This window comes from Arthrobacter sp. MDT1-48-3, from assembly GCF_054511015.1.
Window position 1 is genome coordinate 163247 of the sequence record NZ_JBTNDL010000001.1, and the last position, 24679, is coordinate 187925.

General features: G+C 65.5%; 35 protein-coding genes. 8 read left to right on the forward strand and 27 right to left on the reverse strand.

Annotation, left to right across the window (positions count from 1 at the left end):
• Window positions 1-36: 36 nt before the first annotated feature.
• The 6 genes from cpaB to ACX80L_RS00790 all read left to right on the forward strand — a co-directional run bounded on the left by cpaB (window position 37) and on the right by ACX80L_RS00790 (window position 5707).
• Complete coding sequence (cpaB, locus tag ACX80L_RS00765; protein WP_459287100.1) at window positions 37-744, forward strand: Flp pilus assembly protein CpaB; 708 nt, start codon at window positions 37-39, stop codon at window positions 742-744.
• Window positions 741-1937: an AAA family ATPase gene (locus ACX80L_RS00770; protein WP_459287102.1), complete on the forward strand. Its 1197-nt coding sequence runs from the start codon at window positions 741-743 to the stop codon at window positions 1935-1937. Before cpaB ends, ACX80L_RS00770 begins: the two co-directional genes overlap by 4 nt.
• Window positions 1934-3373: a CpaF family protein gene (locus ACX80L_RS00775; protein ID WP_459287104.1), complete on the forward strand. Its 1440-nt coding sequence runs from the start codon at window positions 1934-1936 to the stop codon at window positions 3371-3373. Before ACX80L_RS00770 ends, ACX80L_RS00775 begins: the two co-directional genes overlap by 4 nt.
• 11 nt (window positions 3374-3384) lie before the next feature.
• Window positions 3385-4311, forward strand: coding sequence for a type II secretion system F family protein (locus ACX80L_RS00780; protein ID WP_459288059.1), 927 nt, complete (start codon window positions 3385-3387; stop codon window positions 4309-4311).
• A gap of 10 nt (window positions 4312-4321) precedes the next feature.
• Complete coding sequence (locus ACX80L_RS00785) at window positions 4322-5203, forward strand: type II secretion system F family protein (protein WP_459287106.1); 882 nt, start codon at window positions 4322-4324, stop codon at window positions 5201-5203.
• 126 nt (window positions 5204-5329) lie between these two features.
• The gene (locus ACX80L_RS00790; protein WP_459287108.1) at window positions 5330-5707 is read left to right on the forward strand and encodes an Hpt domain-containing protein; all 378 of its coding nucleotides are present in this window, start codon (window positions 5330-5332) and stop codon (window positions 5705-5707) included.
• A 63-nt stretch (window positions 5708-5770) separates the two neighbouring features.
• On the opposite strand, the gene ACX80L_RS00795 is transcribed toward ACX80L_RS00790, so the two are convergent.
• Entirely contained in the window at window positions 5771-6571 is an 801-nt protein-coding gene (locus tag ACX80L_RS00795; RefSeq protein WP_459287110.1) for a response regulator transcription factor, read from the reverse strand.
• Between the two features lie 196 nt (window positions 6572-6767).
• On the opposite strand from ACX80L_RS00795, the gene ACX80L_RS00800 reads away from it, so the two are divergent.
• Both ACX80L_RS00800 and ACX80L_RS00805 read left to right on the forward strand, forming a co-directional pair.
• Window positions 6768-8459, forward strand: a complete 1692-nt coding sequence (locus ACX80L_RS00800; protein WP_208739014.1) for an ATP-binding protein — start codon at window positions 6768-6770, stop codon at window positions 8457-8459.
• Window position 8460: 1 nt separating this feature from the next.
• Window positions 8461-9093, forward strand: a complete 633-nt coding sequence (locus ACX80L_RS00805) for a prepilin peptidase (RefSeq protein ID WP_459287113.1) — start codon at window positions 8461-8463, stop codon at window positions 9091-9093.
• Window positions 9094-9159: 66 nt separating this feature from the next.
• Here ACX80L_RS00805 and ACX80L_RS00810 read toward each other — a convergent pair whose 3' ends face one another.
• The 26 genes from ACX80L_RS00810 to rplB all read right to left on the reverse strand — a co-directional run bounded on the left by ACX80L_RS00810 (window position 9160) and on the right by rplB (window position 24658).
• Window positions 9160-10122 carry a tRNA pseudouridine synthase A gene (locus tag ACX80L_RS00810; protein WP_459287115.1) on the reverse strand — a complete coding sequence of 321 codons (963 nt, stop codon included), beginning with the start codon at window positions 10120-10122 and terminating at the stop codon, window positions 9160-9162.
• Between the two features lie 22 nt (window positions 10123-10144).
• Window positions 10145-10747, reverse strand: coding sequence for a 50S ribosomal protein L17 (gene rplQ, locus ACX80L_RS00815; RefSeq protein WP_133082420.1), 603 nt, complete (start codon window positions 10745-10747; stop codon window positions 10145-10147).
• Window positions 10748-10811: 64 nt separating this feature from the next.
• Window positions 10812-11822, reverse strand: a complete 1011-nt coding sequence (locus tag ACX80L_RS00820) for a DNA-directed RNA polymerase subunit alpha (protein ID WP_055769255.1) — start codon at window positions 11820-11822, stop codon at window positions 10812-10814.
• 151 nt (window positions 11823-11973) lie between these two features.
• Window positions 11974-12375 (reverse strand): 30S ribosomal protein S11, encoded by a 402-nt coding sequence (gene rpsK / locus ACX80L_RS00825; protein WP_026531448.1) that lies wholly within the window; start codon window positions 12373-12375, stop codon window positions 11974-11976.
• Window positions 12376-12512: 137 nt separating this feature from the next.
• Window positions 12513-12890 (reverse strand): 30S ribosomal protein S13, encoded by a 378-nt coding sequence (rpsM, locus tag ACX80L_RS00830; RefSeq protein WP_049829161.1) that lies wholly within the window; start codon window positions 12888-12890, stop codon window positions 12513-12515.
• Window positions 12891-13053: 163 nt separating this feature from the next.
• Complete coding sequence (gene rpmJ, locus ACX80L_RS00835; RefSeq protein ID WP_043440658.1) at window positions 13054-13167, reverse strand: 50S ribosomal protein L36; 114 nt, start codon at window positions 13165-13167, stop codon at window positions 13054-13056.
• 21 nt (window positions 13168-13188) lie between these two features.
• The gene (gene infA / locus ACX80L_RS00840) at window positions 13189-13410 is read right to left on the reverse strand and encodes a translation initiation factor IF-1 (protein ID WP_019481515.1); all 222 of its coding nucleotides are present in this window, start codon (window positions 13408-13410) and stop codon (window positions 13189-13191) included.
• 279 nt (window positions 13411-13689) lie between these two features.
• Entirely contained in the window at window positions 13690-14517 is an 828-nt protein-coding gene (gene map / locus ACX80L_RS00845) for a type I methionyl aminopeptidase (RefSeq protein ID WP_459287117.1), read from the reverse strand.
• 6 nt (window positions 14518-14523) lie between these two features.
• Complete coding sequence (locus ACX80L_RS00850; RefSeq protein ID WP_133082578.1) at window positions 14524-15087, reverse strand: adenylate kinase; 564 nt, start codon at window positions 15085-15087, stop codon at window positions 14524-14526.
• 5 nt (window positions 15088-15092) lie between these two features.
• Complete coding sequence (secY, locus tag ACX80L_RS00855; RefSeq protein WP_133082418.1) at window positions 15093-16403, reverse strand: preprotein translocase subunit SecY; 1311 nt, start codon at window positions 16401-16403, stop codon at window positions 15093-15095.
• A 225-nt stretch (window positions 16404-16628) separates the two neighbouring features.
• Window positions 16629-17126: a 50S ribosomal protein L15 gene (rplO, locus tag ACX80L_RS00860; RefSeq protein WP_459287119.1), complete on the reverse strand. Its 498-nt coding sequence runs from the start codon at window positions 17124-17126 to the stop codon at window positions 16629-16631.
• Window positions 17126-17344 carry a 50S ribosomal protein L30 gene (gene rpmD / locus ACX80L_RS00865; RefSeq protein WP_133082577.1) on the reverse strand — a complete coding sequence of 73 codons (219 nt, stop codon included), beginning with the start codon at window positions 17342-17344 and terminating at the stop codon, window positions 17126-17128. The genes rplO and rpmD overlap by 1 nt, the downstream gene beginning before the upstream one ends.
• Complete coding sequence (gene rpsE, locus ACX80L_RS00870; RefSeq protein WP_133082416.1) at window positions 17344-18051, reverse strand: 30S ribosomal protein S5; 708 nt, start codon at window positions 18049-18051, stop codon at window positions 17344-17346. The genes rpmD and rpsE overlap by 1 nt, the downstream gene beginning before the upstream one ends.
• Window positions 18052-18080: 29 nt before the next feature.
• Window positions 18081-18464 carry a 50S ribosomal protein L18 gene (rplR, locus tag ACX80L_RS00875; RefSeq protein ID WP_087076881.1) on the reverse strand — a complete coding sequence of 128 codons (384 nt, stop codon included), beginning with the start codon at window positions 18462-18464 and terminating at the stop codon, window positions 18081-18083.
• A 2-nt stretch (window positions 18465-18466) separates the two neighbouring features.
• Entirely contained in the window at window positions 18467-19003 is a 537-nt protein-coding gene (gene rplF / locus ACX80L_RS00880) for a 50S ribosomal protein L6 (protein WP_133082415.1), read from the reverse strand.
• Window positions 19004-19021: 18 nt separating this feature from the next.
• A complete protein-coding gene (gene rpsH / locus ACX80L_RS00885) occupies window positions 19022-19420 on the reverse strand; it encodes a 30S ribosomal protein S8 (protein ID WP_043440638.1) in 399 nt (132 codons plus the stop codon).
• Between the two features lie 87 nt (window positions 19421-19507).
• A complete protein-coding gene (gene rplE / locus ACX80L_RS00890; protein ID WP_133082414.1) occupies window positions 19508-20083 on the reverse strand; it encodes a 50S ribosomal protein L5 in 576 nt (191 codons plus the stop codon).
• On the reverse strand, window positions 20083-20457 hold the full coding sequence (rplX, locus tag ACX80L_RS00895) for a 50S ribosomal protein L24 (protein ID WP_133082413.1): 375 nt from the start codon (window positions 20455-20457) through the stop codon (window positions 20083-20085). The genes rplE and rplX overlap by 1 nt, the downstream gene beginning before the upstream one ends.
• 3 nt (window positions 20458-20460) lie before the next feature.
• Complete coding sequence (rplN, locus tag ACX80L_RS00900; protein ID WP_049829173.1) at window positions 20461-20829, reverse strand: 50S ribosomal protein L14; 369 nt, start codon at window positions 20827-20829, stop codon at window positions 20461-20463.
• Between the two features lie 374 nt (window positions 20830-21203).
• Window positions 21204-21515, reverse strand: coding sequence for a 30S ribosomal protein S17 (gene rpsQ / locus ACX80L_RS00905; RefSeq protein ID WP_133082412.1), 312 nt, complete (start codon window positions 21513-21515; stop codon window positions 21204-21206).
• A complete protein-coding gene (rpmC, locus tag ACX80L_RS00910; RefSeq protein ID WP_133082411.1) occupies window positions 21512-21856 on the reverse strand; it encodes a 50S ribosomal protein L29 in 345 nt (114 codons plus the stop codon). The genes rpsQ and rpmC overlap by 4 nt, the downstream gene beginning before the upstream one ends.
• A gap of 2 nt (window positions 21857-21858) precedes the next feature.
• A complete protein-coding gene (gene rplP, locus ACX80L_RS00915) occupies window positions 21859-22275 on the reverse strand; it encodes a 50S ribosomal protein L16 (protein WP_049829176.1) in 417 nt (138 codons plus the stop codon).
• A complete protein-coding gene (rpsC, locus tag ACX80L_RS00920) occupies window positions 22276-23121 on the reverse strand; it encodes a 30S ribosomal protein S3 (RefSeq protein WP_133082410.1) in 846 nt (281 codons plus the stop codon).
• Window positions 23122-23487, reverse strand: coding sequence for a 50S ribosomal protein L22 (gene rplV / locus ACX80L_RS00925; protein WP_055768073.1), 366 nt, complete (start codon window positions 23485-23487; stop codon window positions 23122-23124).
• A gap of 37 nt (window positions 23488-23524) precedes the next feature.
• A complete protein-coding gene (gene rpsS, locus ACX80L_RS00930; RefSeq protein WP_026549122.1) occupies window positions 23525-23806 on the reverse strand; it encodes a 30S ribosomal protein S19 in 282 nt (93 codons plus the stop codon).
• Between the two features lie 12 nt (window positions 23807-23818).
• Window positions 23819-24658, reverse strand: a complete 840-nt coding sequence (gene rplB, locus ACX80L_RS00935) for a 50S ribosomal protein L2 (RefSeq protein ID WP_104050959.1) — start codon at window positions 24656-24658, stop codon at window positions 23819-23821.
• Window positions 24659-24679 lie beyond the last annotated feature (21 nt).

Consider the following 24679-nt stretch of genomic DNA (forward strand, 5'->3'; position numbering starts at 1 on the left):
GTCGCTTCCGTCGTCCTCGCCCTCATCGGCGCCATCATGCTGTTCGGCTACGCCCAGAACGCCGAGGCCCGCGCCGTCGAGGGCCTCGAGCCCGTCGATGTGCTCGTCGTGGCTACTGCGGTTCCGGCCGGCACTCCATCGGAAGACCTTCTGCCCTTCCTCACCACTGAGCGCCTGCCCGCAACCGCGGTCAGCGGCTCCGCGCTCAGGGACCTCGATTCCTCGGGCGGTAAAGTCACCGCGGTCGATCTGGTTCCCGGTGAGCAGTTACTGACCGAGCGCCTCATCGAACCGGAGAGCATCGATCTCACGGGCAGATCCCCCGTGCCCGAGGGCCTCCAGGAGGTGTCTTTTGCTTTGGAGCCGCACCGCGCCGTGGGTGGAAGTATCCAAGCAGGAGATACCGTCGGCATCTTCATCTCGATGGAACCGGGAGTCCGACCGGCTGGTTCTGAGCTGGAGTCGACGCAGTTGGTTCTCCACAAAGTGTTGGTCACGGCCGTACAGCGTGCCGCCGTCGAAGCCGAGATCGATCCTGCAGCGGCGCCGGAAGAACAAGCTCGGGCACAAGCTGAGGCGCTTCCATCCGGCTCGCTACTCCTGACCGTCGCCGTCACGGAGGACCAGGCAACCCGACTCGTCTTCGGCAACGAGTTCGGCCTGGTCTGGCTCAGCAAGGAACCGACCACCGCAACGGAAAGCCCTGAACCCATCACTATCGGAAACAAGGACCTGTACCGATGAGCAGATTCGTCCTGATCACCCCCAGCTCCGACTTCGAGCAGAAAATCCGCCTCGCCGTCGCAGGTGGCTTGCAGGGCCACGTCAAGAGCCTGCCCGCGAGCATCCTGTCCGGGGACTCCGACGCGATCTTCGACCAGCTCGCCCTCGAGCGGCCCGAAGTGCTGGTCTTCGGGCCGGGAATCGCGTTGGAAGACGCCCTGCGCCTCGCGATCATCGTGGACGTGAAGTTCCCGGAAATCAGCGTGGTGCTGGTCCACGACGACCATCCCGAGATCGCCCTGCAGGCAATGCGGGCCGGCGTCCGAGACATCCTCTCGCCCCTGGCAGACGTAGCCAGCATCAGGGCTCAGCTCGAACGCGCCTGCCAGGCCTTCGCCACCCGACAGCGCTCCGACACGCAGCTTTCTGGCGAGAAGCAGAGCGGACTGGTCATCGGGGTCTTCTCCCCCAAGGGCGGTGTCGGCAAAACGACCATCGCCACCAACCTCGCGGTCGGTCTCGGCAAGATCGCCCCAATGAGCGTGGTCATCGTCGATTTGGACCTGCAGTTCGGCGACGTCGGGACGGGCCTCTACTTGAACCCCGAATACTCGGTGCTCGATGCCGTCTCGGGTGCCGCGACGCAGGACTCGATGGTGCTCAAGGCGTTCCTCACTGCGCACCCCTCGGGCATCTATGCGTTGTGCGGTCCACGCAACCCTGCCGATGCCGACCGTATATCCTCGGAGCAGATCACCCGCCTCATCCAGCAGTTGGCGCTCGAGTTCCGGTATGTCGTCGTCGATACCGGTCCCGGGCTCACGGAACCTAGCCTTGCCGCCTTGGAGCAGTGCACGGACGCCGTGTGGGTCACCGGCATGGATGTTCCCAGCGTCAGAGGCCTACGAACGGGACTCGACGTACTGAGTCAACTCAACCTGATGCCGGAGACCCGTCATGTCGTCCTCAACTTCGCGGATGCCAAGACCGGGCTCTCCGTGCAGGACATCGAGGCGACCCTCGCAGCACCCGTCGACGTCTCGATTCCGCGTTCCCGAGCTATCTCCCTAGCCACCAATCGCGGCGTCCCCCTGCTGCAGGACAAGGTCCGCGACCCTGCGACGAAGAGCCTCAACGATCTGGTGCAGCGCTTTGACCACGAGTGGCGCGCGAAATCACAACGCAAGCTCCACCGGCGCGTGGTGGTTCGATGAAGCTCTCGGCCCGCATCCAAGCCGCAGGGATTTCCCCCACCCCCGCAGCCGTCGAACCGACGGCTGCCGGAGCGAAGCCAGAGGAGCCCCGATCGGCAACGCTCGCTCCCGCGATCATCCTCGACGCCGCGGAGAAGCCCGGCACGGCGAAGGTCGACGTCTTCGCCGGGCTGAAACAGCGCGCCGCGTCCGCCCTCTTCGAGCGCATGGGCACCCGCGCGAGTGACACCACCATCAGCGAGGACGACCTTAAGATTGTTGCCCGCGAGGAACTGAGCCAGATCATCGATGCCGAACAGGTGCCGCTCAGTCCAGACGAACGTCGCCGCCTCATCCGGGATGTGGCCGACGACGTGCTCGGTTTCGGGCCGTTGCAGCGCCTCCTCGACGACCCCTCGGTCACCGAGATCATGGTCAACCGGATGGACCAGATCTACGTCGAGCAGAAGGGCCACCTGACACTGAGCGACTCCCGATTCAGCTCGGAGGAGCACCTGCGCAGGGTCATCGAGCGGATCGTTTCGAAGGTCGGTCGCCGCATCGACGAGTCGTCACCCTTCGTCGATGCGCGTCTGGAGGACGGTTCGCGCGTCAACGCGGTCATCCCGCCTCTCGCAGTCAATGGGTCCTCGCTCACCATCCGCAAGTTCAGCAAGGTCCCGCTGACGGTGCAGAACCTGATCGACTTCGGCACGCTCACCCCGGAGATGGCGGAACTGCTAGATGCCTGCGTGAAGGCGAAGCTCAATATCATCGTCTCAGGCGGCACCGGTACCGGAAAGACGACACTGCTCAACGTGCTGTCATCGTTCCTTCCAGGGAATGAGCGAATCGTCACGATCGAGGACGCCGTCGAGCTCCAGATCCAGCAGGAACACGTGGTGCGCCTCGAGAGCCGCCCACCGAACACCGAGGGAAAGGGCGCCGTCACCATCCGTGACCTCGTCCGTAACTCGCTGCGTATGCGGCCCGACCGCATCGTGATCGGCGAGGTGCGTGGCGGCGAGTCGCTGGATATGTTGCAAGCCATGAATACGGGCCATGACGGGTCACTGTCCACGGTCCACGCCAACTCACCGAGGGACGCTGTCGCGCGCCTCGAGACGCTCGTCCTCATGGCGGGCATGGACCTCCCGCTCCGTGCCATCCGCGAGCAGTTGGCGTCCGCTGTCAACCTGGTGGTCCAGATCTCGCGACTGCGGGATGGCACGCGCCGCATCACGCACGTCACCGAGGTGCAGGGCATGGAAGGCGACGTCGTCACACTGCAGGACGCCTTTGTCTTCGACTACTCCGCTGGGGTCGATCACAAGGGCCGCTTCCTCGGGAAGCCCGTACCGACAGGTATTCGTCCCCGCTTCATGGAGCGCTTCGAGGACATGGGGATCACTGTCTCGCCCGCCGTTTTCGGGTCGGTTCCCGTCCGGGGACGGTGACCCCGGTGACCATGCTGCTGGGCGGCGTCCTGCTCGTTATCGGCGCCATCGCGCTGACCCTTATGGCCCTCCGCCCACTGCAGTCCCCTGTTCCACTGGACCGCCGTCGCCCGCCCCTCGAGCAGCAGCATTCACAGCTGTCGCGCTTCGCAGGTGCAGCAGGCCGTGCTGTGGATTCCTACCTGCGCCGGAATCCAAAACGATTCCTGGACCGAAGCACCCTGGAGACGGCAGGCGTCAGACTGAGCCAGGCCGATGTGTACCTCCTCGTCATCCTCGCCGCAGCCACAGGCTTGGTGCTGGGCTGGGTGCTGATCGGCCCAGCGGCCGGTGTCCTGCTGTTGCTGCTCTCCCCCGGAATGGCGCACGTCACAGTGTCCTTCCTGTCGGGGCGGCGACGCCATCGTTTCGACGCCCAACTCGGAGACACGCTCCAGCTCCTCACCGGTGGCTTACGAGCCGGGCACAGTATCCTCCGCGCCATCGATGCCGCTGCCACGGAAGCCGACAGCCCGACGTCCGAGGAGATGCGCCGCATCATCGCCGAGACGAGTCTCGGGAAGGACCTGCTGGCCTCCCTCATCGACACCTCGCACCGCATGCGGAGCGAGGATTTCGAGTGGATCGCTCAAGCCATCCAGATCAATCGTGAGGTGGGCGGGGACCTGGCCGAGGTGCTCGACGAGGTGGGACACACCATTCGTGAGCGGACTGAGATCAAGGGGCAGATCAAAGCCCTCGCGGCGGAAGGTAAGTTCTCCGCCTACATCCTGGCAGCTCTACCCTTCGGAATCGCGCTCGTCCTGACGGTAGTGAGCCCGGGATACATAGACGTGCTCTTCATCAAGCCCCTGGGGTGGGTCATGCTCGGCGTGGCCGCCGTCATGATGACAATCGGTGGACTCTGGTTACGCAAAATTATCGATTTGAAGTTCTGAGGGAAGCATCGTGAACTTGATTCTGCTCACCTCACTGCTGATGGTCTCGGCGCCGATCGGCTACTTCACGTGGTCTCTGCTCACATCGGACACAAGAATGCGGCGCTCGGTCCAGCACAACCTGAACCAGGGTATGGGTTTGGCATCCACCTCTGTCGAGAGGCCGAATCCTCTGCTCCAAATCGGGCGTCGGGCGACACCACAGGCATACGCGGCGAAGCTCGATTACCTACTGGCCCTCGCGGGACGACCAGCGTCCCTCCCCCTGGCGAAGGTCCTTGCGGCCAAGCCGCTCCTCGGATTTGCCGGCGGTATCGCCGGTTTGCTACTGCTGCAGTCCAATTCCAGTGGGACGTTCGTGCTTCTGGCAATCTTCATCACGATCCTTGGCTACTTCGTCCCGGATCTCCTCCTGTACAGCAGGGGCCAGGAGCGGCAGAAGGCCATGGCCCTCGAGCTCGCGAATACGCTCGACCAGATGCTCATCTCCGTCGAGGCGGGGCTAGGCTTCGAGAGCGCGATGCAGCGAGCCGGTGAGACCGGTAAAGGGCCTCTCGCGGACGAGCTGGTGCGGACGCTGCAGGACATGCAGGTGGGGCGTAGCCGACGAGAGGCCTATCTCGCCATGGCGGAACGAAGTACCATCCCGGAACTCCGCAGCTTCGTCAAGGCCATCGTGCAGGCCGATGCCTACGGCATCGCACTGTCCGGCGTGCTGCGCACCCAGGCCAAGGTCATGCGCGTGAAGCGGCGCCAGCGCGCCGAGGAGAAAGCAATGAAGCTACCAGTATCGGTGCTCTTCCCACTGCTGCTGTTCATCTTCCCCGTCCTGTTCATCGTCATCCTGGGCCCCGCGGCACTCAACGTCATCGACACCTTTGCAGGCCAATAGGCGCTTTCCCTCAAGAGCGCCGGGCCTCCGCACCGAATCAGGAGAACAGGAAAGCAATTGCGCAGTTATCCCTCAGCATCAGCTGATTCCCGTTATCTCATCGGCTTCCGGCCGTAGCCTGACATGGTGCTTCCGAACGCTACCCCGAAGGTCCTGCCACTGGTGGACCTCACCGTGCTGTCCCAGCTCGAGCGACAGCTGAACGACCCCCGACCCGCTCGGGCCTTCGCTCGCGACTACATCACGGGCTTCGAGGATCGCTACCTCCGCCTCTCCAGCTCCGTGGGGAACCGGGACCTGCCCGCCGCCATCGATGCCGCCCTCAGCCTGCGCAACTCGTCGACGATGGTCGGCGCAGCGCGGCTCTCGGCGATGGCTGCGAGCTTCGAGAGCGCTGTCACCTCAGCGGACCTGGATACGGCCCGGAGGGCACTTCCCGGGATCGAGCGCTGCGGCATGGACACCATCGACGAGCTCGAGTCCCGCTACCTCGCGTCGGCCTGAGAGGTCGCCGCGGACATCGCGTCGAAGAGTTCCGTCTGCAGGCCGCCGTGGGCGGTACGGCGATCAGGGACGGGCAGGCGTGAGCCGGTAACCCACGCCGCGGACGGTCTGCAGCCACCGGGGGTTCTTCGGGTCCTCGTCCAGCTTCCGGCGGAGGTTCCCGATGTGCACCTCGATGGCCCGCTCGTCGGAATCGCTGATGTAGGTGTCCTCGCCGTAGTAGTCCCCACGGACCACCCTCACCAGGTCTGCCTTGGTCCTCACGGCCCCGCTGCTCCGCAGCATCTCGGCCAGCAGGTCGAACTCGCTGCGCGTCAGCGGCAGGTCCCGCCCGTCCACGACGACGGTGCGGGCGGCGGTGTTCAGCGCCAGTCCGTTGTGTTCGAGGACCGGGGACGGCTCAGGTGCCGGCGCGGGAGCGGCCGGAGCAGCAGCCGCAGTGGGCGCGGGAACCGACACGGCCGCCGGGGCAACCGCTACCGGCTCGGGGACCGCACGGGGACGTCGGAGCATGGCCGCGATCCGCGCGCGGAGCTCCCGCGGGCGGAAAGGCTTGGTCAGGTAGTCGTCGGCCCCGGACTGCAGGGCGGTGAGCGTGTCCAGCTCGTCCCCGCGGGAGGTCAGCATCACCACGTAGCAGTTGCTGGAACTCCGGATGCGCCGCAGGACCTCGTACCCGTCGATGTCCGGCAGACCCACGTCGACCGTCACCACCGTCGCGTCGTGCGTGCGGACCAGGTCCACACCGGTCCGTCCGTTGGGTGCCAGGTGCACGGTGAAGCCCGACTGCTTCAGGACCGCAGCCACGAGGTTCCGCACGTCGGCGTCGTCCTCGATGACCACTGCAACTCCCGGGTCGCTCATTCGACTCCCGCCCCCATGTGGCCTGCTCTAAAGCCCGTTCGATCCGTCATGAATCCCATTGTGCCTGTCTCCGCAGCGGATTTGCGCCGGGTTCCGGTCAAAACGCGGATTGGGCTACATAATGGTAGGCAGTACGTAGGTCTCAGCGTCGGGAAGTTGTTCAGCATGCGGGGTTTCACCTTTCCTTGGATAGTGCGTGCCTAGGGATGTCAGTGCAGCGTGGCTGCGCGCTACGGCATCGAGGATCACCATCAGTCGTTCATTCGTGCTGTGCCAGATCCCCCTCACACTGATCGTCGTGGTCATCGGTGTCACGGCGCCCCTCCTCCGGCCCGGACTGATGTCCAACCGGACGTTCGAGCTCGGCTTCTCGATGATCCTGGTGCTGCTGGCCATCTGCCTCGTCGTCCCCTGGCGTGAGCTGCCGGCCGGCAGCCTGCTCATCGTCCCCGTGCTCGACTTCATCGCGATCGCCCTGATCCGGACTGGCGCATCGGAGACCCAGCCGGCTCTCGGCGTCCTCGCCATCTTCCCCGTCCTCTGGCTCATGCGCTCCTCGCTGCCCACGTGGGCGTCCCTGACACTCACCGTGCTCGGTTCCCTGCTCATCACGGCGTGGCCGTTGTGGGGCACCTTCGACCCGGCGCTCATCCGCTCGTACCTGGGGATCCTGCTGCTGCCGATCGTCATGCTCTGCATCGGCGTCACGATCCGCGTGATGAGCCTGAACGCGCAGACACGTGAGGTTGAGATCGAACGCAAGGACCGGGAACTCAACGACCTCCTGCGGGCCGCCATCGACCGCGAACGCGTCCTGACCGCGATCCTCAACACGGTCGACGTCGGGCTCACCGCCGTGGACGCCCACGGCAACACCACGCTCACAAACCGGCAGCAGGAACTCTTCAACAGGCTGGCCGCCGGCCACGACGACGACGAGGAGCACGGCAGCCTGCTCTTCGGGCCGGACCGGACCACCCCCCTGACCGTGGACCGGCGGCCGATCTACCGTGCGCTGACGGGTGAGACCTTCGCGGACCAGCTGATCTGGGTGGGCGACGGTGACGCGCAGCGCGCTCTCTCGACCGCCGCACGGCCCATCAAGAACGCCGACGGCCGCATCACCGGTGCCCTCATCGCCTGCAGCGACGTGACCGAACTGGTGGAGGCGGTCTCCGCGAAGGACGCCTTCATCTCCAACATCTCCCACGAGTTCCATGCCCCGCTCACCTCCGTGCTCGGCTACCTGGAGCTGGTCATGGAGGACGAGCATCCCCTGCCCTCCCACCTCAAGGGCTACGTCGACGTGGCCGGACGCAATGCCGAGCGGGTGCTGCACCTCGTCGCCGACCTCCTCTCCACCGCGGGAGACCGCGTGAGGGTGCATCCGCGTCCCGTGGACCTGGCAGCCCTGATCGAGATGAGCGTCAGGTCGAACCGGCTGCGCGCACAGAAGAACAACGTCAAACTCAAGTCCGACGTGCAGAGCCCCCTCTGGACCCTGATCGATCCCCTCCGGATCTCCCAGGTGCTGGACAACCTGCTCTCCAACGCCATCAAGTACTCCCCCGACGGCGGCGTGGTGAACGTCCGCGCGGAGGAGACGGAGTCGACGATCGACCTCCACGTCGAGGACCGCGGCATGGGCATGACGGAGCAGGAAGCCCGGCAGGTGTTCTCACGCTTCTACCGGACACCGGCCGCCCGCCGGGCCGACATCGACGGAGCCGGGCTCGGGCTGGCCATCACGAAATCGATCGTGGAGAGCCACGGCGGCTCGATCGACTGCGTCAGCGCACCGGGCAAGGGCAGCCGCTTCACGGTGACGCTGCCGGCCAACGGCGAAGTGAGCCGCATGCACCAGGATTCCCTCGAGGAGTCCGTCTAAGGTGGTCCCCGCTCTGACGGCCGTAGCCGCTGCCGTCGTCGCCGCGGCACTGGCCTACGCGCTGTTCCCCCTCGCCGGCAGGGATGCCCGCATCGACCTGCCCGGCTCCCTCCGCCTGCCCCTCGCGCTTCTGGCGGCAGTGCTGGCGGGAGGAGGCGCCGCGCTCGTCGGGCCGTCCTGGAATCTCCCGCTCGTGGCGGTCCTCGCGGCGTTCGGCGTGCTGCTCGGGGCGATCGACGCGCGCTCGAAACTCCTGCCCAACGCGGTCCTGCTGCGGTTCACGGCCGCTACCGCCCCCCTGGTGGTCCTTGCCGCGGTCGGCAGCGGCCGTTGGAGCGGCCTGCTGGGCGCCGCGATGGGTGGTGCCGGACTCTTCACGGTCTATCTCGTCCTCGCGCTCATCTCCCCGGCCGGCATGGGCATGGGCGACGTCAAGCTCGCCGCCGTCCTCGGCGTCTACGGCGGCTGGGCGGGCGCTGCCGCCTGGATGGGCACCCTCCTCGGCGGGTTCCTCCTGGGCGGACTGGCGGGTATCGCCGTGCTGCTGCTGCGGCGCGGATCACGCGGCTCCACCTTCCCCTTCGGGCCGGGGATGCTGCTCGCTTGCTTCGGGAGTTTCGTGCTGCTCGGGTGAGTGACAGCGGCCGACCGAGGGTTCTCCTCCGGTGGGGGTCCTCCCCGGATCATCGGGCAGGAGGTCTCAGTCGTCGGCGGTCGGATCCTGCGACGCCGGGAGGTGCGCGGCCGTGCGTCGGGACCGGGTCAGGGCTGCGCGTTCGCCCACCTGGTCGTCGCCGGGATAGGCGATCTCCTCGAGCACGAGCGGATGCGGAGCGGCCAGGATCGATCGGGCGTCCTTGACCCGCGCCGCGAGCCGCTCGGCCAGCCACGTCGGCGGCATCTCCCCCGACCCCACGCGCAGCGTCGACCCGACGAGCGCGCGGACCATGTTGTGGCAGAACGCGTCCGCCTGCACCGTCGCCGTGATCACGCCGTCGTGCCCCCGGACGAACTCGTAGCGCTGCAGCTCCCGGATGGTGGTGGCGCCCTCGCGGGGCTTGCAGAACGCAGCGAAGTCCTGCATCCCGAGCAGGTGCCCGGCTCCCTCATTGAGCAGCCGCACGTCCAGCGGCGCCGGATACCAGAGCGTCGTGTGCCGGCGGAGGGGATCCTGCCCCGACGTGGTGTCCGCGATCGCGTAGCTGTAGCGGCGCCAGAGCGCGGAGAAGCGTGCGTCGAACCCTGCCGGTGCAGGCGTGGCGGATCGCACGACAACGGCGGGGACGGAGTTCCGCACGGATCGGCCACGGCCGGTCGTGCCGTCGGTCAGCACCCGGTTGATCGTGCCTGTCAGGCGGCGCAGGAAGGCATCCGCCGGATCGACCGCATGGCCACGCGCCATCCCCTCCCATTCGGCCAGCGTGAGGTCCACGTGGGCCACCTGGCCGCGGGCGTGGACACCGGCGTCGGTCCGTCCGCCCACCGTGAGCCGGGCAGGGCGGCGCAGGAGCGTGAAGAGGGCGTCCTCGAGGATGCCCTGCACCGTGGTGAACCCGGGCTGGAGGGCCCATCCCGAGAACGGCCCGCCGTCGTAGGAGATGTCGAGGCGGACACGCAGAAGCCCGCCGCCCCCTGGGGGGACGGCGGGCTCAGGCGTGGTCATGGTGTGCGTCAGGAGTGAAGAATTACTTCTTCTCGTCCTCGACGGAACCTTCGACGACGACGACCTCGTCGGTGGAGCCTGCTTCGGCGTCGACCGTGGTCTCCTCGGCGGCGACCTCCTCGGCGGAAGCCGCCGACTCGGCCGACTCGGCCGAATCTACGGAGTCTGCCGACTCGGGCGAGTCCACGGACTCGGCGACGGGCGCGGCTGCAGCGGCGGGAGCCTTGGCCTGCTCGGCCTCGGCGACGACGGACTGCTTCGCGGACATGGGCTCCAGCACCAGTTCGATGACGGCCATGGGGGCGTTGTCGCCCTTGCGGTTGCCGATCTTGGTGATGCGGGTGTAGCCACCCTCGCGGTTGGCGACAGCCGGTGCGATGTCCGTGAACAGCTCGTGGACGATGCTCTTGCTGCTGATGACGCCGAGGACGCGGCGACGCGACGCGAGGTCACCCTTCTTCGCGAACGTGATGAGACGCTCGGCGTAGGGGCGGAGGCGCTTCGCCTTCGTCACCGTGGTGGTGATGCGCTTGTGCTCGAACAGTGAGGCGGCCAGGTTGGCGAGCATCAGGCGTTCGTGCGCCGGACCGCCTCCGAGACGTGGGCCCTTGGTGGGTGTGGGCATGGTTATTTCTCCTCATTAGGTGTCCGTCCCGCCGCTTCCCAGCGGCGGGCGGACAGATAGCGTTTTAGAGCTCTTCGTCGCCGTAGGCGGCGTCGTCCTCTTCGATGGCAGCAGCGCGGGCGGCAAGGTCGAACCCTGGAGGGGAATCCTTCAGGGAGAGACCGAGCTCGACGAGCTTCGCCTTGACCTCGTCGATGGACTTCGCACCGAAGTTGCGGATGTCCATGAGGTCCGCCTCGGAGCGCGCAACGAGTTCACCCACGGAGTGGATGCCCTCACGCTTGAGGCAGTTGTACGAGCGGACCGTCAGTTCGAGGTCCTCGATCGGCAGTGCCATGTCGGCAGCGAGCGCTGCGTCCGTCGGCGACGGGCCGATCTCGATGCCCTCGGCGGCGGTGTTCAGCTCGCGGGCGAGGCCGAACAGTTCGACCAGGGTGGTGCCGGCGGACGCGACGGCGTCGCGCGGGGCGATGGCGTCCTTCGTCTCGACATCGACGATCAGCTTGTCGAAGTCGGTGCGCTGCTCGACACGGGTCGCTTCCACGCGGAAGGTCACCTTCAGGACCGGCGAGTAGATCGAGTCGACCGGGATACGGCCGATCTCGGAGTCGCCGGACTTGTTCTGCGAGGCGGACACGTAGCCGCGGCCGCGCTCGATGGTCAGTTCGAGCTCGAACTTGCCCTTCGAGTTCAGGGTCGCGATGTGGAGGTCCGGGTTGTGGAACTCGACACCGGCGGGGGGCGCGATGTCCGCGGCGGTGACGACGCCGGGGCCCTGCTTGCGCAGGTAGGCGACGACGGGCTCGTCGTGCTCCGAGGAGACGGCGAGGTTCTTGATGTTCAGGATGATCTCGGTGACATCCTCCTTCACCCCGGGGACCGTGGTGAATTCGTGCAGCACGCCGTCGATGCGGATGCTGGTGACGGCGGCACCGGGGATCGAGGAGAGCAGCGTGCGGCGGAGCGAGTTGCCGAGGGTGTAGCCGAAGCCGGGCTCGAGGGGTTCGATGACGAACCGTGAGCGGTTGTCGGCGACTACTTCTTCAGTCAGGGTGGGGCGCTGTGCAATGAGCACTTACATTTCCTTTCAGGAAGCATCCGCTATATGACGCTTCTGTATGGGCGGGACTGCTGGTGAGCCGGCTCAAAAGCTGCTCGGAACGGCACCGAACCGCCCTGCCGGAACAGGTGGTTCCTGCAAGGCGGTGCGGTGGCCGAAGAGCGGACTAGACGCGGCGGCGCTTGGGCGGGCGGCAGCCGTTGTGCGCGCTCGGGGTGACGTCGGAGATGGAGCCGACCTCGAGGCCGGTGGCCTGCAGCGAGCGGATGGCGGTCTCGCGTCCCGATCCCGGACCCTTGACGAAGACGTCGACCTTCTTGACGCCGTGCTCCTGGGCGCGCTTGGCAGCAGCTTCTGCAGCCATCTGCGCAGCGAACGGAGTCGACTTGCGTGAGCCCTTGAAGCCGACCTCACCGGCGGAGGCCCAGGAGATGACAGCTCCGCTGGGGTCCGTGATGGACACGATCGTGTTGTTGAAGGTGCTCTTGATGTGCGCCTGACCGAGCGCGATGTTCTTCTTGTCCTTGCGACGCGGCTTACGAACCGCTCCACGAGTCTTGGGGGGCATTACTTCTCCTACGAAGGTATTGGGTAAAGCATGATTCGGCTGGTCGGAGGTGATCCGAGCCAGGGACTTGGGCCCCTGGCCGCCGGGTTCCCTGGCGTGAGGAGCGCTAGCGACTCACGTGAGGGAGCGGCTAGGGACTAGCGTCCGACCTTCTTCTTGCCTGCGACCGTACGCTTCGGACCCTTGCGGGTACGTGCGTTTGTCTTCGTACGCTGTCCACGTACGGGAAGGCCGCGGCGGTGCCGAATGCCTTCGTAGCTGCCGATCTCCACCTTGCGGCGGATGTCGGCTGCGACCTCACGGCGGAGGTCACCCTCGACCTTGAAGTTGCCTTCGATGTAGTCGCGGAGCTGGACCAGCTCGGCGTCGGTGAGGTCCTTGACGCGCGTGTTCGGGGAGATCCCCGTGTCGACGATCGTCTTCTCTGCACGGGTCTTGCCCACGCCGTAGATATAGGTAAGCGCGATGACTACCCGCTTTTCGCGGGGGATGTCTACGCCAGCGAGACGTGCCATGGTGGCGGTGCTCCTTTGGTGATACCGGAGGTCTGAAGCAGGACGTCCCCGGAACAGGTGTTCCGGTCCCCGGCCTCCGAGCCGGGGGTGTACATCCCCTCAGGGATGCTGTCCTGCCGTTGAATGTACTTCTACGCGCGGGAAGAGCCTCTGGGAGAGGTTCTCAGCCCTGGCGCTGCTTGTGGCGCGGGTTCTCGCAGATGACGAGAACGTTGCCTTTGCGGCGAACCACCTGGCACTTCTCGCAGATCCGCTTCACGCTCGGGTTGACCTTCATGGTTTTCCTTCGAGTTGATTCTTATTTGTAGCGGTAGACAATACGGCCCCGGGTGAGGTCGTACGGGCTGAGTTCCACTACGACCCGGTCCTCAGGAAGGATTCGAATGTAGTGCTGGCGCATCTTTCCCGAGATGTGGGCGAGGACAATGTGACCGTTGGCCAACTCAACGCGGAACATCGCGTTGGGCAGCGCCTCGTTCACAGTGCCTTCAATCTCAATGACACCGTCTTTCTTGGCCATATCCTCCGCTAACGTCTATGCCCGCCACTTGCGTGGCGGACGGGTTTGGGGTTTTGATTGTCAGGCCCGCGGACGGCCGGAGCTCCTCGCGCGGGGACGTCTCCAGAGCCCAATTGGGCACGAAAAGCAGAGACAACCAACAGACAACTCTACGCTACTGTCCCCTGATAGTTAAATCGGGGCGGAAGCCGGCCCCGCAGTCCTGCAAGGCACCGACGAGGAAGGTCCCGCACATCCGTGCGGGACCTTCCTCGTCGGTGGCGCTGGGAGCTCCTGCCGTCAGGCTGCCAGGGGAACCGGGGTCACACCGAGGAGTTCCAGCCGCGAGGCTCCCCCGTCGGGTGCGGACAGGACCCAGATGCCACCGTCGTGCACCGCGACACTGTGTTCCCACTGGGAGGCACGCCGGCCGTCGGTGGTGACGACCGTCCAATCGTCGTCGAGCACGGCTGTCTCCAGCTCCCCCTGCACGAGCATCGGCTCGATGGCGACGCACAGTCCCGGCCGGACCTTCGGGCCGCGGTTCGAACTGCGGTAGTTGAGGACGTCGGGCGCCTGGTGCATCTGCGTCCCGATGCCGTGGCCCACGTAGTCCTCGAGGATCCCGAGTGCGGGGCCGGGCACCGACGAGACGTAGTCGTCGATCGCCGCTCCGATGTCACCCACGAACCGGGCCGATGCGAGCGCCGCGATGCCGCGCCACATGGCTTCCTCGGTGACGTCCGACAGGCGCACGTCCTCCGGCCGCGCCGATCCGACGATCACCGTGCGCGCCGAATCGGAGTGCCATCCACGGACCACTGCACCGCCGTCGATCGAGATGATGTCGCCGTCCTGCAGGGTGTACCCACCCGGGATGCCGTGCACCACCTCGTGGTTCACCGACGTGCAGATGCTCGCCGGGAACCCGTGGTAGCCGAGGAAGTTCGACGTCGCACCCTTCTCCCGCAGGACGCCCTCGAACACCTCGTTGAGCTGCGCGGTGGTGACACCGATCGCTGCGGCTGCGACCGTCCGGTCCAATGCTTCGGAGAGCACGAGACCGGCCTCGCGCATCACGAGCATCTGGCTGGTGGTCTTGTATTCGACCTTGGGCTGGCGGAACATGCGGGGTTAGCTCGCGACCTTGAGGGCGGCCATGACGCGCTCGGTGACGTCGTCGATGCTGCCGATGCCGTCGACCTTCGTGACGATGCCGCGCTCGTCGTACCGCGACACCACCACCTCGGTCTGGTCGTGGTAGAGGCCGAGGCGGTGGCGGATGACCAGTTCGTTGTCGTCCGAACGGCCGTCGAGCTTCGCACGGCCGAGGAGCCGCTTGACGAGCTCCTCGTCGTCCGCGGTCAGCTGGAGCACGACGTCGAGCTCGAGGTCGTTCTCGCGGAGGATGTCGTCGAGCTCCGCCACCTGCGAGGCCGTGCGCGGGTAACCGTCGAGGAGGAAGCCCTCCCGTACGTCGTCGGCCGCGAGGCGGTCCCGCACCATGCTGTTGGTGACGCTGTCGGGGACGAAGTCACCCGCGTCCATGAACTTCTTCGCCTCGACGCCGAGCGGGGTCTCCCGCTTCACGTTGTCGCGGAAGATGTCGCCGGTCGAGATCGCCACGACGCCGAGGCGCTCGGAGATCCGTGCGGCCTGGGTGCCCTTGCCCGATCCGGGGGGACCGATGATCAGCATTCTCGTCAACGCAACAACCCTTCGTAGTGACGCTGCTGGAGCTGTGCGTCGATCTGCTTTACGGTCTCGAGTCCCACGCCCACCATGATCAGGATCGAGGTGCCACCGAACGGGAAGTTCTGGTTCGCACCGATGGCCACCAGGGCGATCAGCGGGATCAGGGCGACGAGTCCCAGGTAGATGGCGCCGGGCAGCGTAATGCGCGACAGCACGTACTGGAGGTACTCGGCGGTGGGACGGCCCGCACGGATGCCGGGGATGAACCCGCCGTACTTCTTCATGTTCTCGGACACCTCGTCCGGATTGAACGTGATGGCTACGTAGAAGTAGGTGAAGAACACGATCAGGAGGAAGTACAGCGCCATGTACAGCGGGTGGTCGCCACTGGTCAGGTACGTGGTGATCCAGTTGACCCACTCGGCGGGAGCGGTGCCGTCTTGGGGGGTGTTGAACTGTGCGATCAGGCTGGGCAGGTAGAGCATCGAGGACGCGAAGATCACGGGGATGACACCGGCCATGTTGACCTTGATCGGGATGTAGGTGCTGCTGCCGCCCAGCGTGCGGCGGCCGACCATGCGCTTGGCGTACTGCACCGGGATGCGTCGCTGCGACTGCTCCACGAAGATGACCAGCGCGACGACGACGACGCCCATGGCGAGGACGAAGGCGAACACCGTGGCGCCCTGGGTGCGGAGGATCTCACCGAGCGAGGTCGGGAAGCCGGCGGCGATGGCGGTGAAGATGAGCAGCGACATACCGTTGCCCACGCCCTTCTCGGTGATGAGTTCGCCCATCCACATGATGAGGCCGGTACCGGCGGTCAGCGTGATGATCAGGAGGATGATCGTGATGATGGAGTCGTCCGGGATCAGGGGCACGGGGCAGTTGCCGAGCAGTGCGCCGGAGCGGGCGAGCGATACGAGGGTGGTCGCGTTGAGCAGGCCGAGCGCGATCGTCAGGTAGCGCGTGTACTGGGTGAGCCGGGACTGGCCCTGCGCGCCTTCCTGGTGCAGCTCCTGGAAACGGGGGATGACCACCCGGAGCAGCTGCGTGATGATGCTCGCCGTGATGTACGGCATGATGCCCAACGCGAAGATGGAGACCTGCAGGAGGGCTCCGCCGCTGAAGAGGTTCACGAACTGGTAGAGGCCGCCCTCGGTGTTGCCGAGTTCGAGGCACTGCTGCACGTTGCCGTAGTCGACCCCGGGAGCGGGGATGAAGGCCCCGAGACGGAAGATGGTGATGATTCCCAGCGTGAACAACAGCTTGCGCCGCAAGTCTGGCGTCCGGAATGCCCGGCCAATAGCGCTAAGCAAGCGTCCTCCTGAAGGTCTGTTGGTCCTGACGCGGACCGTACACAACAACCGAGTCTAACGGTTGGTCACCGGTGTGAGAGAACCGGCGTGGAGCAGGGGTGGCCTCAGCCGAAAAAAGACCCTCGGTGGGCAGGTCGAGCCTGCCCACCAAGAGTCTAGTTCCAAAGTGCCGTGGATCACAGCCGGCCCTCCCCCGGTCCCGCCGGGGAAGGGCCGACCAGGAACCTACAGCTCGGTGACGGTCCCGCCTGCGGCGACGATCTTCTCCGCAGCGGATGCGGAGAAGGCGTCGACCGAGACGTTGACGGCCACGGTCAGCTCACCGGTGCCGAGCACCTTGACGGGCTGGTTCTTGCGGACGGCACCGTTCGCCACCAGGCTCTCCACCGTGACGTCGCCGCCGTCGGGGTAGAGCTCGGAGAGCTTGTCCAGGTTCACGACCTGGAACTCGATGCGGAACGGGTTCTTGAAGCCGCGCAGCTTGGGGAGGCGCATGTGCAGCGGCAGCTGGCCGCCGGCAAATCCTGCCTTCACCTGGTAGCGGGCTGCAGTTCCCTTGGTTCCACGGCCGGCGGTCTTACCCTTCGATCCCTCACCACGGCCGACACGGGTCTTCGCCGTCTTGGCTCCGGGTGCGGGACGCAGGTGGTGGACCTTCAGTGCGTGGACGCGCTCTGCTTTTTCCTCGGCTGCGGCGGGAGCCGCAGTGTTGTTCTCTGCCATTACTTGGCCTCCTCAACCTTCAAGAGGTGCGGAACCGTGTTGATCATGCCGACAGTCACGGCATCTGCTTCACGGACCACGGTGTGGCCGATCCGCTTGAGACCGAGCGACCGCAGCGTGTCGCGCTGGTTCTGCTTGCCGCCGATGGCGGACTTGATCTGTGTGATCTCGAGCTTCGCCGAGCTCACGAGCACGTTCTTCGGAGTGATCGCGGTCATCACGCACCTGCCTTCTGAGCTGCGATCGCGCGCAGCATCTGGTGGGATGCGACCTCGTCGAGGGGCAGGCCGCGGCGGGCCGCGACTGCCTGGGGCTCTTCGAGGCGCTTCAGCGCGTCAACGGTCGCGTGAACGATGTTGATGGCGTTCGCGGAACCGAGCGACTTCGAGAGGACGTCGTGGATGCCGACGCACTCCAGTACCGCACGCACCGGACCGCCGGCGATGACGCCGGTACCCGGGGAGGCGGGACGGAGCAGGACGACGCCGGCTGCTGCCTCGCCCTGCACCAGGTGCGGGACGGTGCCACCGATGCGCGGGACGCGGAACATCGTCTTCTTGGCTTCCTCGACGGCCTTCTGGATGGCGGAGGGGACTTCCTTCGCCTTTCCGTAGCCGACGCCGACCATGCCGTTGCCGTCGCCGACCACCACGAGGGCGGTGAAGCTGAAGCGGCGGCCGCCCTTGACGACCTTTGCGACACGGTTGATGGTGACGACGCGTTCGATGAACTTGTCCTTGTCGTCGTTGCGGCCGCCGTCGCGCCCGTCACGGCCACCACGGCCGCCACGCTCGCCACCGCGGGAGTTGCCGCCACGCTCGCCACCGCGGGTGTTGCCGCGGCCACGGTTCGCGTCGGCCGACGCGTTCTCAGTTGCGCCTGCAGCCGGAGCTTCGGCTGCGGGCTGCTCTGTAGCCGTATTCAATGGGGCTTCCTTTGCCTTGTTCTCCTCGGTCACAGTGCCAGCCCACCTTCACGTGCGCCGTCTGCGATTGCTGCAACGCGACCGTGGTACTTGTTGCCGCCGCGGTCGAAGACGACTGCTTCGACGCCGACGGCCTTGGCACGCTCTGCAACGAGTTCGCCAACGCGCTTGGCCTTGGCGGTCTTGTCACCGTCGAATGCACGGAGGTCCGCTTCGAGGGTGGAGGCTGATGCTACGGTCACGCCCTTGGTGTCGTCGACGACCTGCACGAATACGTGGCGGGCCGAACGGTTGACGACCAGGCGCGGACGGACGGCCGTCCCGGAGACGCGCTTGCGTACCCGGAGGTGGCGGCGTCCACGCGAGGCGGACTTGCTCTTCGAGCTGCGCTTCTTGTTGATGCTCAGACCCATGGTTACTTACCAGCCTTTCCGACCTTGCGGCGGATGATCTCGCCTGCGTAGCGGATGCCCTTGCCCTTGTAGGGGTCAGGCCTGCGCAGCTTGCGGATGGTTGCAGCGACCTCGCCGACCTGCTGCTTGTTGATGCCGGCGACCGAGAGCTTGGTGGGGCTGTCGACGGTCAGCGTGATGCCCTCGGGAGCCTTGACGGCGACCGGGTGGCTGTAACCCAGGGCGAACTCGAGGTCGCTGCCCTTGGCCTGCACACGGTAACCCGTGCCCACGATCTCGAGGTTCTTCTTGTAGCCCTCGGTGACTCCGACGATCATGTTGGAGATCAGCGTGCGGGTGAGGCCGTGGAGCGACCGCGACTCGCGCTCGTCGTTCGGGCGGCTGACGGTGAGCGTGCCCTCGTTCAGGGAGATCTCGATGGGGCTGGGAACCGTGTGGCTCAGCTCGCCCTTCGAGCCCTTGACGGTGACCTCGCTGCCGTTGACATTGACCTCGACACCGGCGGGAACGGTGATGGGGAGACGTCCAATACGTGACATTTTTCTTTCCCTTTCCCGTTACCAGACGTAGGCGAGGACTTCCCCACCTACACCCTTCTTGGATGCCTGGCGGTCCGTGAGCAGACCGGAGGACGTGGACAGGATGGCGATGCCGAGGCCGCCGAGCACGTGGGGCAGGTTCGTGGACTTGGCGTACACGCGCAGGCCGGGCTTGGAGATGCGGCGGATGCCGGCGATGGAGCGCTGGCGGTCCGGTCCGAACTTGAGGTCGATGGTCAGCTTCTTGCCGACCTCCGCTTCCTCTTCCTTCCAGCCGGCGATGTAGCCTTCGGCCTTCAGGATGTCCGCGACGCGGGCCTTGAGCTTGCTGTACGGCATGGACACGGAGTCGTGGTAAGCCGAGTTTGCGTTGCGCAGACGCGTGAGCATGTCTGCGACAGGATCTGTCATTGTCATGTGGGCTCTTGCCCTTCCTCGAAACGGTTTCCGGATTCCGGTCGGCACTCAGGGTGCCGGCTGGAGCGGACCTGCAACGTAGTTAGATTAATCTTCGGATTTGAAGGGGAAGCCAAGCGCCTTGAGGAGCGCGCGGCCCTCGGCGTCGGTCTTGGCGGTGGTGACGACGGTGATGTCCATGCCACGTACGCGGTCGATCCGGTCCTGGTCGATCTCGTGGAACATCGACTGCTCGGTGAGACCGAACGTGTAGTTGCCGTTGCCGTCGAACTGCTTGCCGTTGAGGCCGCGGAAGTCGCGGATACGGGGCAGGGCGAGGGAGATCAGGCGGTCCGTGAATTCCCACATGCGGTCGCCACGGAGGGTGGCGTGTGCGCCGATGGGCATTCCTTCGCGGAGCTTGAACTGCGCGATGGACTTGCGTGCCTTGGTGACCTGTGGCTTCTGGCCGGTGATCGCGGTGAGGTCCTTGACGGCCCCGTCGATCAGCTTGGAGTCCTTGGCGGCGTCGCCGACACCCATGTTCACGACGACCTTCACCAGGCGCGGGACCTGGTTCACGTTGGCGTAGTTGAACTCTTCCTGCAGGGTGGCCTTGATCTCGGACGCGTAGCGTGCCTTGAGGCGGGGAAGAACCTTGGTCCCTGTGGTTTCGACAGTCATTACAGATCCTTCCCTGATGACTTGGCCACGCGGATGCGGACGACACGCTCGCGGCCGTCGCGCTCGACGGTCTCGGTGCGGTATCCGACGCGGGTCGGCTTCTTGGTCTCGGGGTCGACGACCGCGACGTTGCTGATGTGCACGGGCGCCTCGACGACCTCGATGCCACCGGTCTTGGTGCCGCGCTGCGACTGCCCGACCTTGGTGTGCTTCGTGATCCGGTTGATGCCTTCCACGAGGACGCGGTTGGTCTCGGGGAACACCTTCAGTACCTTGCCCTGCTTGCCGCGGTCTCCGCCGCGTTCCTGCTTGGCTCCGGTGATGACCTGCACGAGGTCACCCTTCTTGATCTTGAGCTTTGTCTTCTGTGCCATGGACTACAGCACCTCCGGCGCCAGCGAGATGATCTTCATGAAACGCTTGTCGCGGAGCTCGCGACCGACAGGGCCGAAGATACGGGTACCGCGGGGGTCGCCGTCGTTCTTCAGGATCACTGCTGCGTTCTCGTCGAACTTGATGTAGGAACCGTCCGCGCGGCGGCGTTCCTTCTTGGTGCGGACGATGACCGCCTTGACGACGTCGCCCTTCTTGACGTTTCCGCCGGGGATCGCGTCCTTCACGGTGGCGACGATGACGTCGCCGATGCCTGCGTAGCGGCGCCCGGATCCTCCGAGAACGCGGATGGTCAAGATTTCCTTGGCCCCCGTGTTGTCGGCGACCTTTAGCCGCGACTCCTGCTGAATCACTTATTACTCCTGTCGTCGCGCCGGTTCTCTTGTCGAGCCTTGCGGAACGGATATGGGTGGGCCCCGTAATACTGGTACTCAGCACGTGCACGCCTGGGCGCGCTGCTGCGCGTCGATCTTCTGCACAGTGGATTTCGTGATGAACAAGATTATCGGGCTTTTGCCTATTTGCCCGGTGTGAAGGAAACCCGTGAGGGATGCCCCGCAAGCCGAGGTCCTGGGCAGGAGATCCTGCGGAGATACCTCGTGAGGGCATGCGCCAGCCCACCAGACAGACAAGGTACTAATCGTATCGCGACAATGCCCCGGACGCGAAATCGCGTCCGGGGCATCGTCGGTGGAGCCGGCGGCCGGCTCCGGGTCGTACTGTGCTGCTACTTGGCCTTCTCGATGACCTCGACCAGGCGCCACCGCTTGGTGGCGGACAGGGGCCGGGTCTCGCTGATCAGGACCATGTCACCGATACCGGCGACGTTCTGCTCGTCGTGCGCCTTGACCTTAGAGCTGCGACGAAGCACCTTGCCGTACAGGCCGTGCTTCACGCGGTCCTCGACCTCGACCACGATGGTCTTCTCCATCTTGTCGGAGACGACGTACCCACGGCGTACCTTGCGGTAGCCGCGCGAGTCGGCGCCGTGGACGGCCTTCTCGGTTCCTACGGTCGTCTCGCTCTGCTGCTCACTCATTTGGCGTCCTCCTCAGAAGCCTCGGTGTCCACGGAAGGTTCGTCCTTCGTGGAGGCCTTCTTGGCTTTCTTGGGCTTGTCCGCCTTCGCGGGCTTCGCTTCCTCGACGGGAGCGACGACCTCGGGGCGGATACCCAGTTCACGCTCACGCAGCACCGTGTAGATGCGTGCGATGTCGCGCTTGACCGAACGAAGGCGACCGTGGCTTTCGAGCTGGCCGGTGGCCGACTGGAAACGGAGGTTGAACAGCTCCTCCTTGGCCTTGCGCAGTTCTTCCACCAGGCGGTCCTTATCGAAGCCGTCCAGCTGGTCTGTTGCCAGTTCCTTTGAACCCAGAGCCATAACTATTCACCACCCTCACGACGCACGATGCGTGCCTTCAACGGCAGCTTGTGGATCGCGAGGCGCAGGGCTTCGCGGGCTACCTCTTCGGAAACACCGGACAGTTCGAACAGAACCCGTCCCGGCTTGACGTTGGCCACCCACCACTCGGGCGAACCCTTACCGGAACCCATGCGGGTCTCGGCAGGCTTCTTGGTCAACGGGCGGTCCGGATAGATGTTGATCCAGACCTTGCCGCCACGCTTGATGTGGCGGGTCATGGCGATACGAGCGGACTCGATCTGGCGGTTGGTGACGTATGCCGGGCTCAGAGCCTGGATACCCCACTCGCCAAAGCTGACCTCGGTACCGCCGGTAGCAGCGCCGGAACGACCCGGGTGGTGCTGCTTACGGAACTTGACTCGACGTGGGATAAGCATTTAAGCCTGTCCTCCTTCAGTCGCAGCGGGAGCTGCGGCGGTCTCGGCGGGTGCCGCAGCACCCTGGCCCTCGGAGCGCTCGGGGGCGCGGCGACGACGGTCGCCTCCGCGGTCTCCACCACGGTCGGCGCCGGCGGGGCCACGGCCCGGACGGTCTCCACCGCGGCCACGGGACGGAGCTGCTGCAGCCTGGGCTGCGAGTTCCTTCGCCGTGACGTCACCCTTGTAGATCCAGACCTTCACGCCGATGCGGCCGAAGGTGGTCTTCGCTTCGAAGAAGCCGTAGTCGATGTTGGCGCGGAGCGTGTGCAGGGGAACGCGTCCCTCGCGGTAGAACTCCGAGCGGCTCATTTCGGCGCCACCCAGGCGACCGGAGCACTGGACACGGATGCCCTTCGCGCCGGCACGCTGTGCGGACTGCATGGCCTTCTTCATCGCACGACGGAACGCCACGCGGGAGGAAAGCTGCTCGGCGATGCCCTGTGCGACGAGCTGTGCCTCGATCTCGGGGTTCTTGACCTCGAGGATGTTCAGCTGCACCTGCTTGCCGGTGAGCTTCTCGAGCTCGCCGCGGATGCGGTCCGCCTCTGCTCCACGGCGGCCGATGACGATGCCCGGACGTGCCGTGTGGATGTCCACGCGGACGCGGTCGCGGGTGCGCTCGATCTCGACCTTGGCGATGCCGGCACGGTCCATGCCGGTCGACATGAGCTGGCGGATCTTGATGTCTTCGCGGACGAAGTCACGGTAGCGCTGGCCCGGCTTGTTGCTGTCGGCGAACCAGTGTGACCTGTGGTCGGTGGTGATGCCGAGTCGGAACCCGTGCGGGTTTACTTTCTGTCCCACTTAGCGGACCTCCACTTTCTCAGGGGTAGCGACGACAACCGTGATGTGGCTGGTCCGCTTGTTGATGCGGAACGCGCGGCCCTGGGCTCGCGGACGGAACCGCTTCATCGTGGGGCCTTCGTCAACGAATGCTTCGCTGATGATGAGGTTGTCCTCGTCGAAGGCGACGCCGTCACGGTCCGCGAGGACTCGTGCGTTGGCCATCGCCGACTGGACCACCTTGAAAACCGGCTCCGAAGCAACCTGTGGGGCAAACTTCAGAATAGCCAGAGCCTCATTCGCCTGCTTACCACGAACAAGGTTGACGACGCGCCGGGCCTTCATAGGCGTTACGCGGATATGACGCGCAATAGCCTTGGCTTCCATTGCTTTCCTTCTCTCGTCTTAGCCGTAAGAGCAGCGCCTAGCGGCGCTTGCCCTTGCGGTCGTCCTTAACATGGCCGCGGAAAGTCCGCGTGGGAGCGAATTCGCCGAGCTTGTGCCCGACCATCGACTCGGTGACGAACACCGGGATGTGCTTGCGTCCGTCGTGCACCGCGATCGTGTGCCCGAGCATGTCGGGGACGATCATGGAGCGGCGGGACCACGTCTTGATGACGTTCTTCGTGCCCGATTCGTTCTCGCGAGCGACCTTTACATAAAGGTGCTGATCGACGAAGGGGCCTTTCTTCAGGCTGCGTGGCATGTCTCCAGGCTCCTATCGCTTGTTCTTGCCGGAACGACGGCGACGCACGATGAGTGAATCGCTCTCTTTGTTGGGGCGACGGGTACGGCCTTCGGCCTTACCGTTCGGGTTGACCGGGTGGCGTCCACCGGAGGTCTTGCCCTCGCCACCACCGTGCGGGTGGTCGACCGGGTTCATGGCGACACCGCGGACGGTCGGGCGGATGCCCTTCCAGCGGTTACGGCCGGCCTTGCCCCAGTTGATGTTCGACTGCTCGGCGTTGCCGACCTCGCCGATCGTCGCGCGGCAGCGGACGTCGACGTTGCGGATCTCGCCGGAGGGCAGTCGCAGCTGGGCGAAGCGGCCTTCCTTGGCGACGAGCTGGACCGATGCACCGGCGGAACGCGCCATCTTCGCGCCGCCACCCGGGCGGAGCTCGACGGCGTGGATGACGGTACCCACGGGGATGTTGCGCAGCGGCAGGTTGTTGCCGGGCTTGATGTCGGCCCCGGCCCCGGCCTCGACGAAGTCGCCCTGCTTGAGCTTGTTCGGCGCGATGATGTAGCGCTTGGTGCCGTCGACGTAGTGCAGGAGGGCGATGCGCGCGGTGCGGTTGGGATCGTACTCGATCTCTGCGACGCGGGCGTCGACGCCGTCCTTGTCGTGGCGGCGGAAGTCGATCAGGCGGTACTGACGCTTGTGTCCACCGCCCTTGTGGCGGGTCGTGATCTTACCGGTGTTGTTGCGTCCACCCTTCTTGGGAAGGGGACGTACCAGCGACTTCTCCGGCGTCGATCGGGTGATTTCAGCGAAGTCGGCAACGCTCGAGCCACGACGGCCCGGGGTTGTCGGCTTGTATTTACGGATTCCCATAACTCAATTCCTCGTTAAAGT

What these genes read in the sequence shown, in the direction of transcription:
- cpaB (WP_459287100.1), top strand. Translation starts at nt 37, where the DNA reads ATGCTGTTCGGCTACGCCCAGAACGCCGAGGCCCGCGCCGTCGAGGGC.
- ACX80L_RS00770 (WP_459287102.1), top strand. Translation starts at nt 741, where the DNA reads ATGAGCAGATTCGTCCTGATCACCCCCAGCTCCGACTTCGAGCAGAAA.
- ACX80L_RS00775 (WP_459287104.1), top strand. Translation starts at nt 1,934, where the DNA reads ATGAAGCTCTCGGCCCGCATCCAAGCCGCAGGGATTTCCCCCACCCCC.
- ACX80L_RS00780 (WP_459288059.1), top strand. Translation starts at nt 3,385, where the DNA reads ATGCTGCTGGGCGGCGTCCTGCTCGTTATCGGCGCCATCGCGCTGACC.
- ACX80L_RS00795 (WP_459287110.1), bottom strand. Translation starts at nt 6,571, where the DNA reads ATGAGCGACCCGGGAGTTGCAGTGGTCATCGAGGACGACGCCGACGTG.
- ACX80L_RS00810 (WP_459287115.1), bottom strand. Translation starts at nt 10,122, where the DNA reads ATGACCACGCCTGAGCCCGCCGTCCCCCCAGGGGGCGGCGGGCTTCTG.
- rplQ (WP_133082420.1), bottom strand. Translation starts at nt 10,747, where the DNA reads ATGCCCACACCCACCAAGGGCCCACGTCTCGGAGGCGGTCCGGCGCAC.
- rpsK (WP_026531448.1), bottom strand. Translation starts at nt 12,375, where the DNA reads ATGCCCCCCAAGACTCGTGGAGCGGTTCGTAAGCCGCGTCGCAAGGAC.
- rpsM (WP_049829161.1), bottom strand. Translation starts at nt 12,890, where the DNA reads ATGGCACGTCTCGCTGGCGTAGACATCCCCCGCGAAAAGCGGGTAGTC.
- rpmJ (WP_043440658.1), bottom strand. Translation starts at nt 13,167, where the DNA reads ATGAAGGTCAACCCGAGCGTGAAGCGGATCTGCGAGAAGTGCCAGGTG.
- infA (WP_019481515.1), bottom strand. Translation starts at nt 13,410, where the DNA reads ATGGCCAAGAAAGACGGTGTCATTGAGATTGAAGGCACTGTGAACGAG.
- map (WP_459287117.1), bottom strand. Translation starts at nt 14,517, where the DNA reads ATGTTCCGCCAGCCCAAGGTCGAATACAAGACCACCAGCCAGATGCTC.
- ACX80L_RS00850 (WP_133082578.1), bottom strand. Translation starts at nt 15,087, where the DNA reads ATGCTGATCATCGGTCCCCCCGGATCGGGCAAGGGCACCCAGGCCGCA.
- rplO (WP_459287119.1), bottom strand. Translation starts at nt 17,126, where the DNA reads ATGGCAGAGAACAACACTGCGGCTCCCGCCGCAGCCGAGGAAAAAGCA.
- rpmD (WP_133082577.1), bottom strand. Translation starts at nt 17,344, where the DNA reads ATGACCGCGATCACTCCGAAGAACGTGCTCGTGAGCTCGGCGAAGCTC.
- rplR (WP_087076881.1), bottom strand. Translation starts at nt 18,464, where the DNA reads ATGGGTCTGAGCATCAACAAGAAGCGCAGCTCGAAGAGCAAGTCCGCC.
- rplF (WP_133082415.1), bottom strand. Translation starts at nt 19,003, where the DNA reads ATGTCACGTATTGGACGTCTCCCCATCACCGTTCCCGCCGGTGTCGAG.
- rpsH (WP_043440638.1), bottom strand. Translation starts at nt 19,420, where the DNA reads ATGACAATGACAGATCCTGTCGCAGACATGCTCACGCGTCTGCGCAAC.
- rplE (WP_133082414.1), bottom strand. Translation starts at nt 20,083, where the DNA reads ATGACTGTCGAAACCACAGGGACCAAGGTTCTTCCCCGCCTCAAGGCA.
- rplX (WP_133082413.1), bottom strand. Translation starts at nt 20,457, where the DNA reads ATGGCACAGAAGACAAAGCTCAAGATCAAGAAGGGTGACCTCGTGCAG.
- rpsQ (WP_133082412.1), bottom strand. Translation starts at nt 21,515, where the DNA reads ATGAGTGAGCAGCAGAGCGAGACGACCGTAGGAACCGAGAAGGCCGTC.
- rpmC (WP_133082411.1), bottom strand. Translation starts at nt 21,856, where the DNA reads ATGGCTCTGGGTTCAAAGGAACTGGCAACAGACCAGCTGGACGGCTTC.
- rplP (WP_049829176.1), bottom strand. Translation starts at nt 22,275, where the DNA reads ATGCTTATCCCACGTCGAGTCAAGTTCCGTAAGCAGCACCACCCGGGT.
- rplV (WP_055768073.1), bottom strand. Translation starts at nt 23,487, where the DNA reads ATGGAAGCCAAGGCTATTGCGCGTCATATCCGCGTAACGCCTATGAAG.
- rpsS (WP_026549122.1), bottom strand. Translation starts at nt 23,806, where the DNA reads ATGCCACGCAGCCTGAAGAAAGGCCCCTTCGTCGATCAGCACCTTTAT.
- rplB (WP_104050959.1), bottom strand. Translation starts at nt 24,658, where the DNA reads ATGGGAATCCGTAAATACAAGCCGACAACCCCGGGCCGTCGTGGCTCG.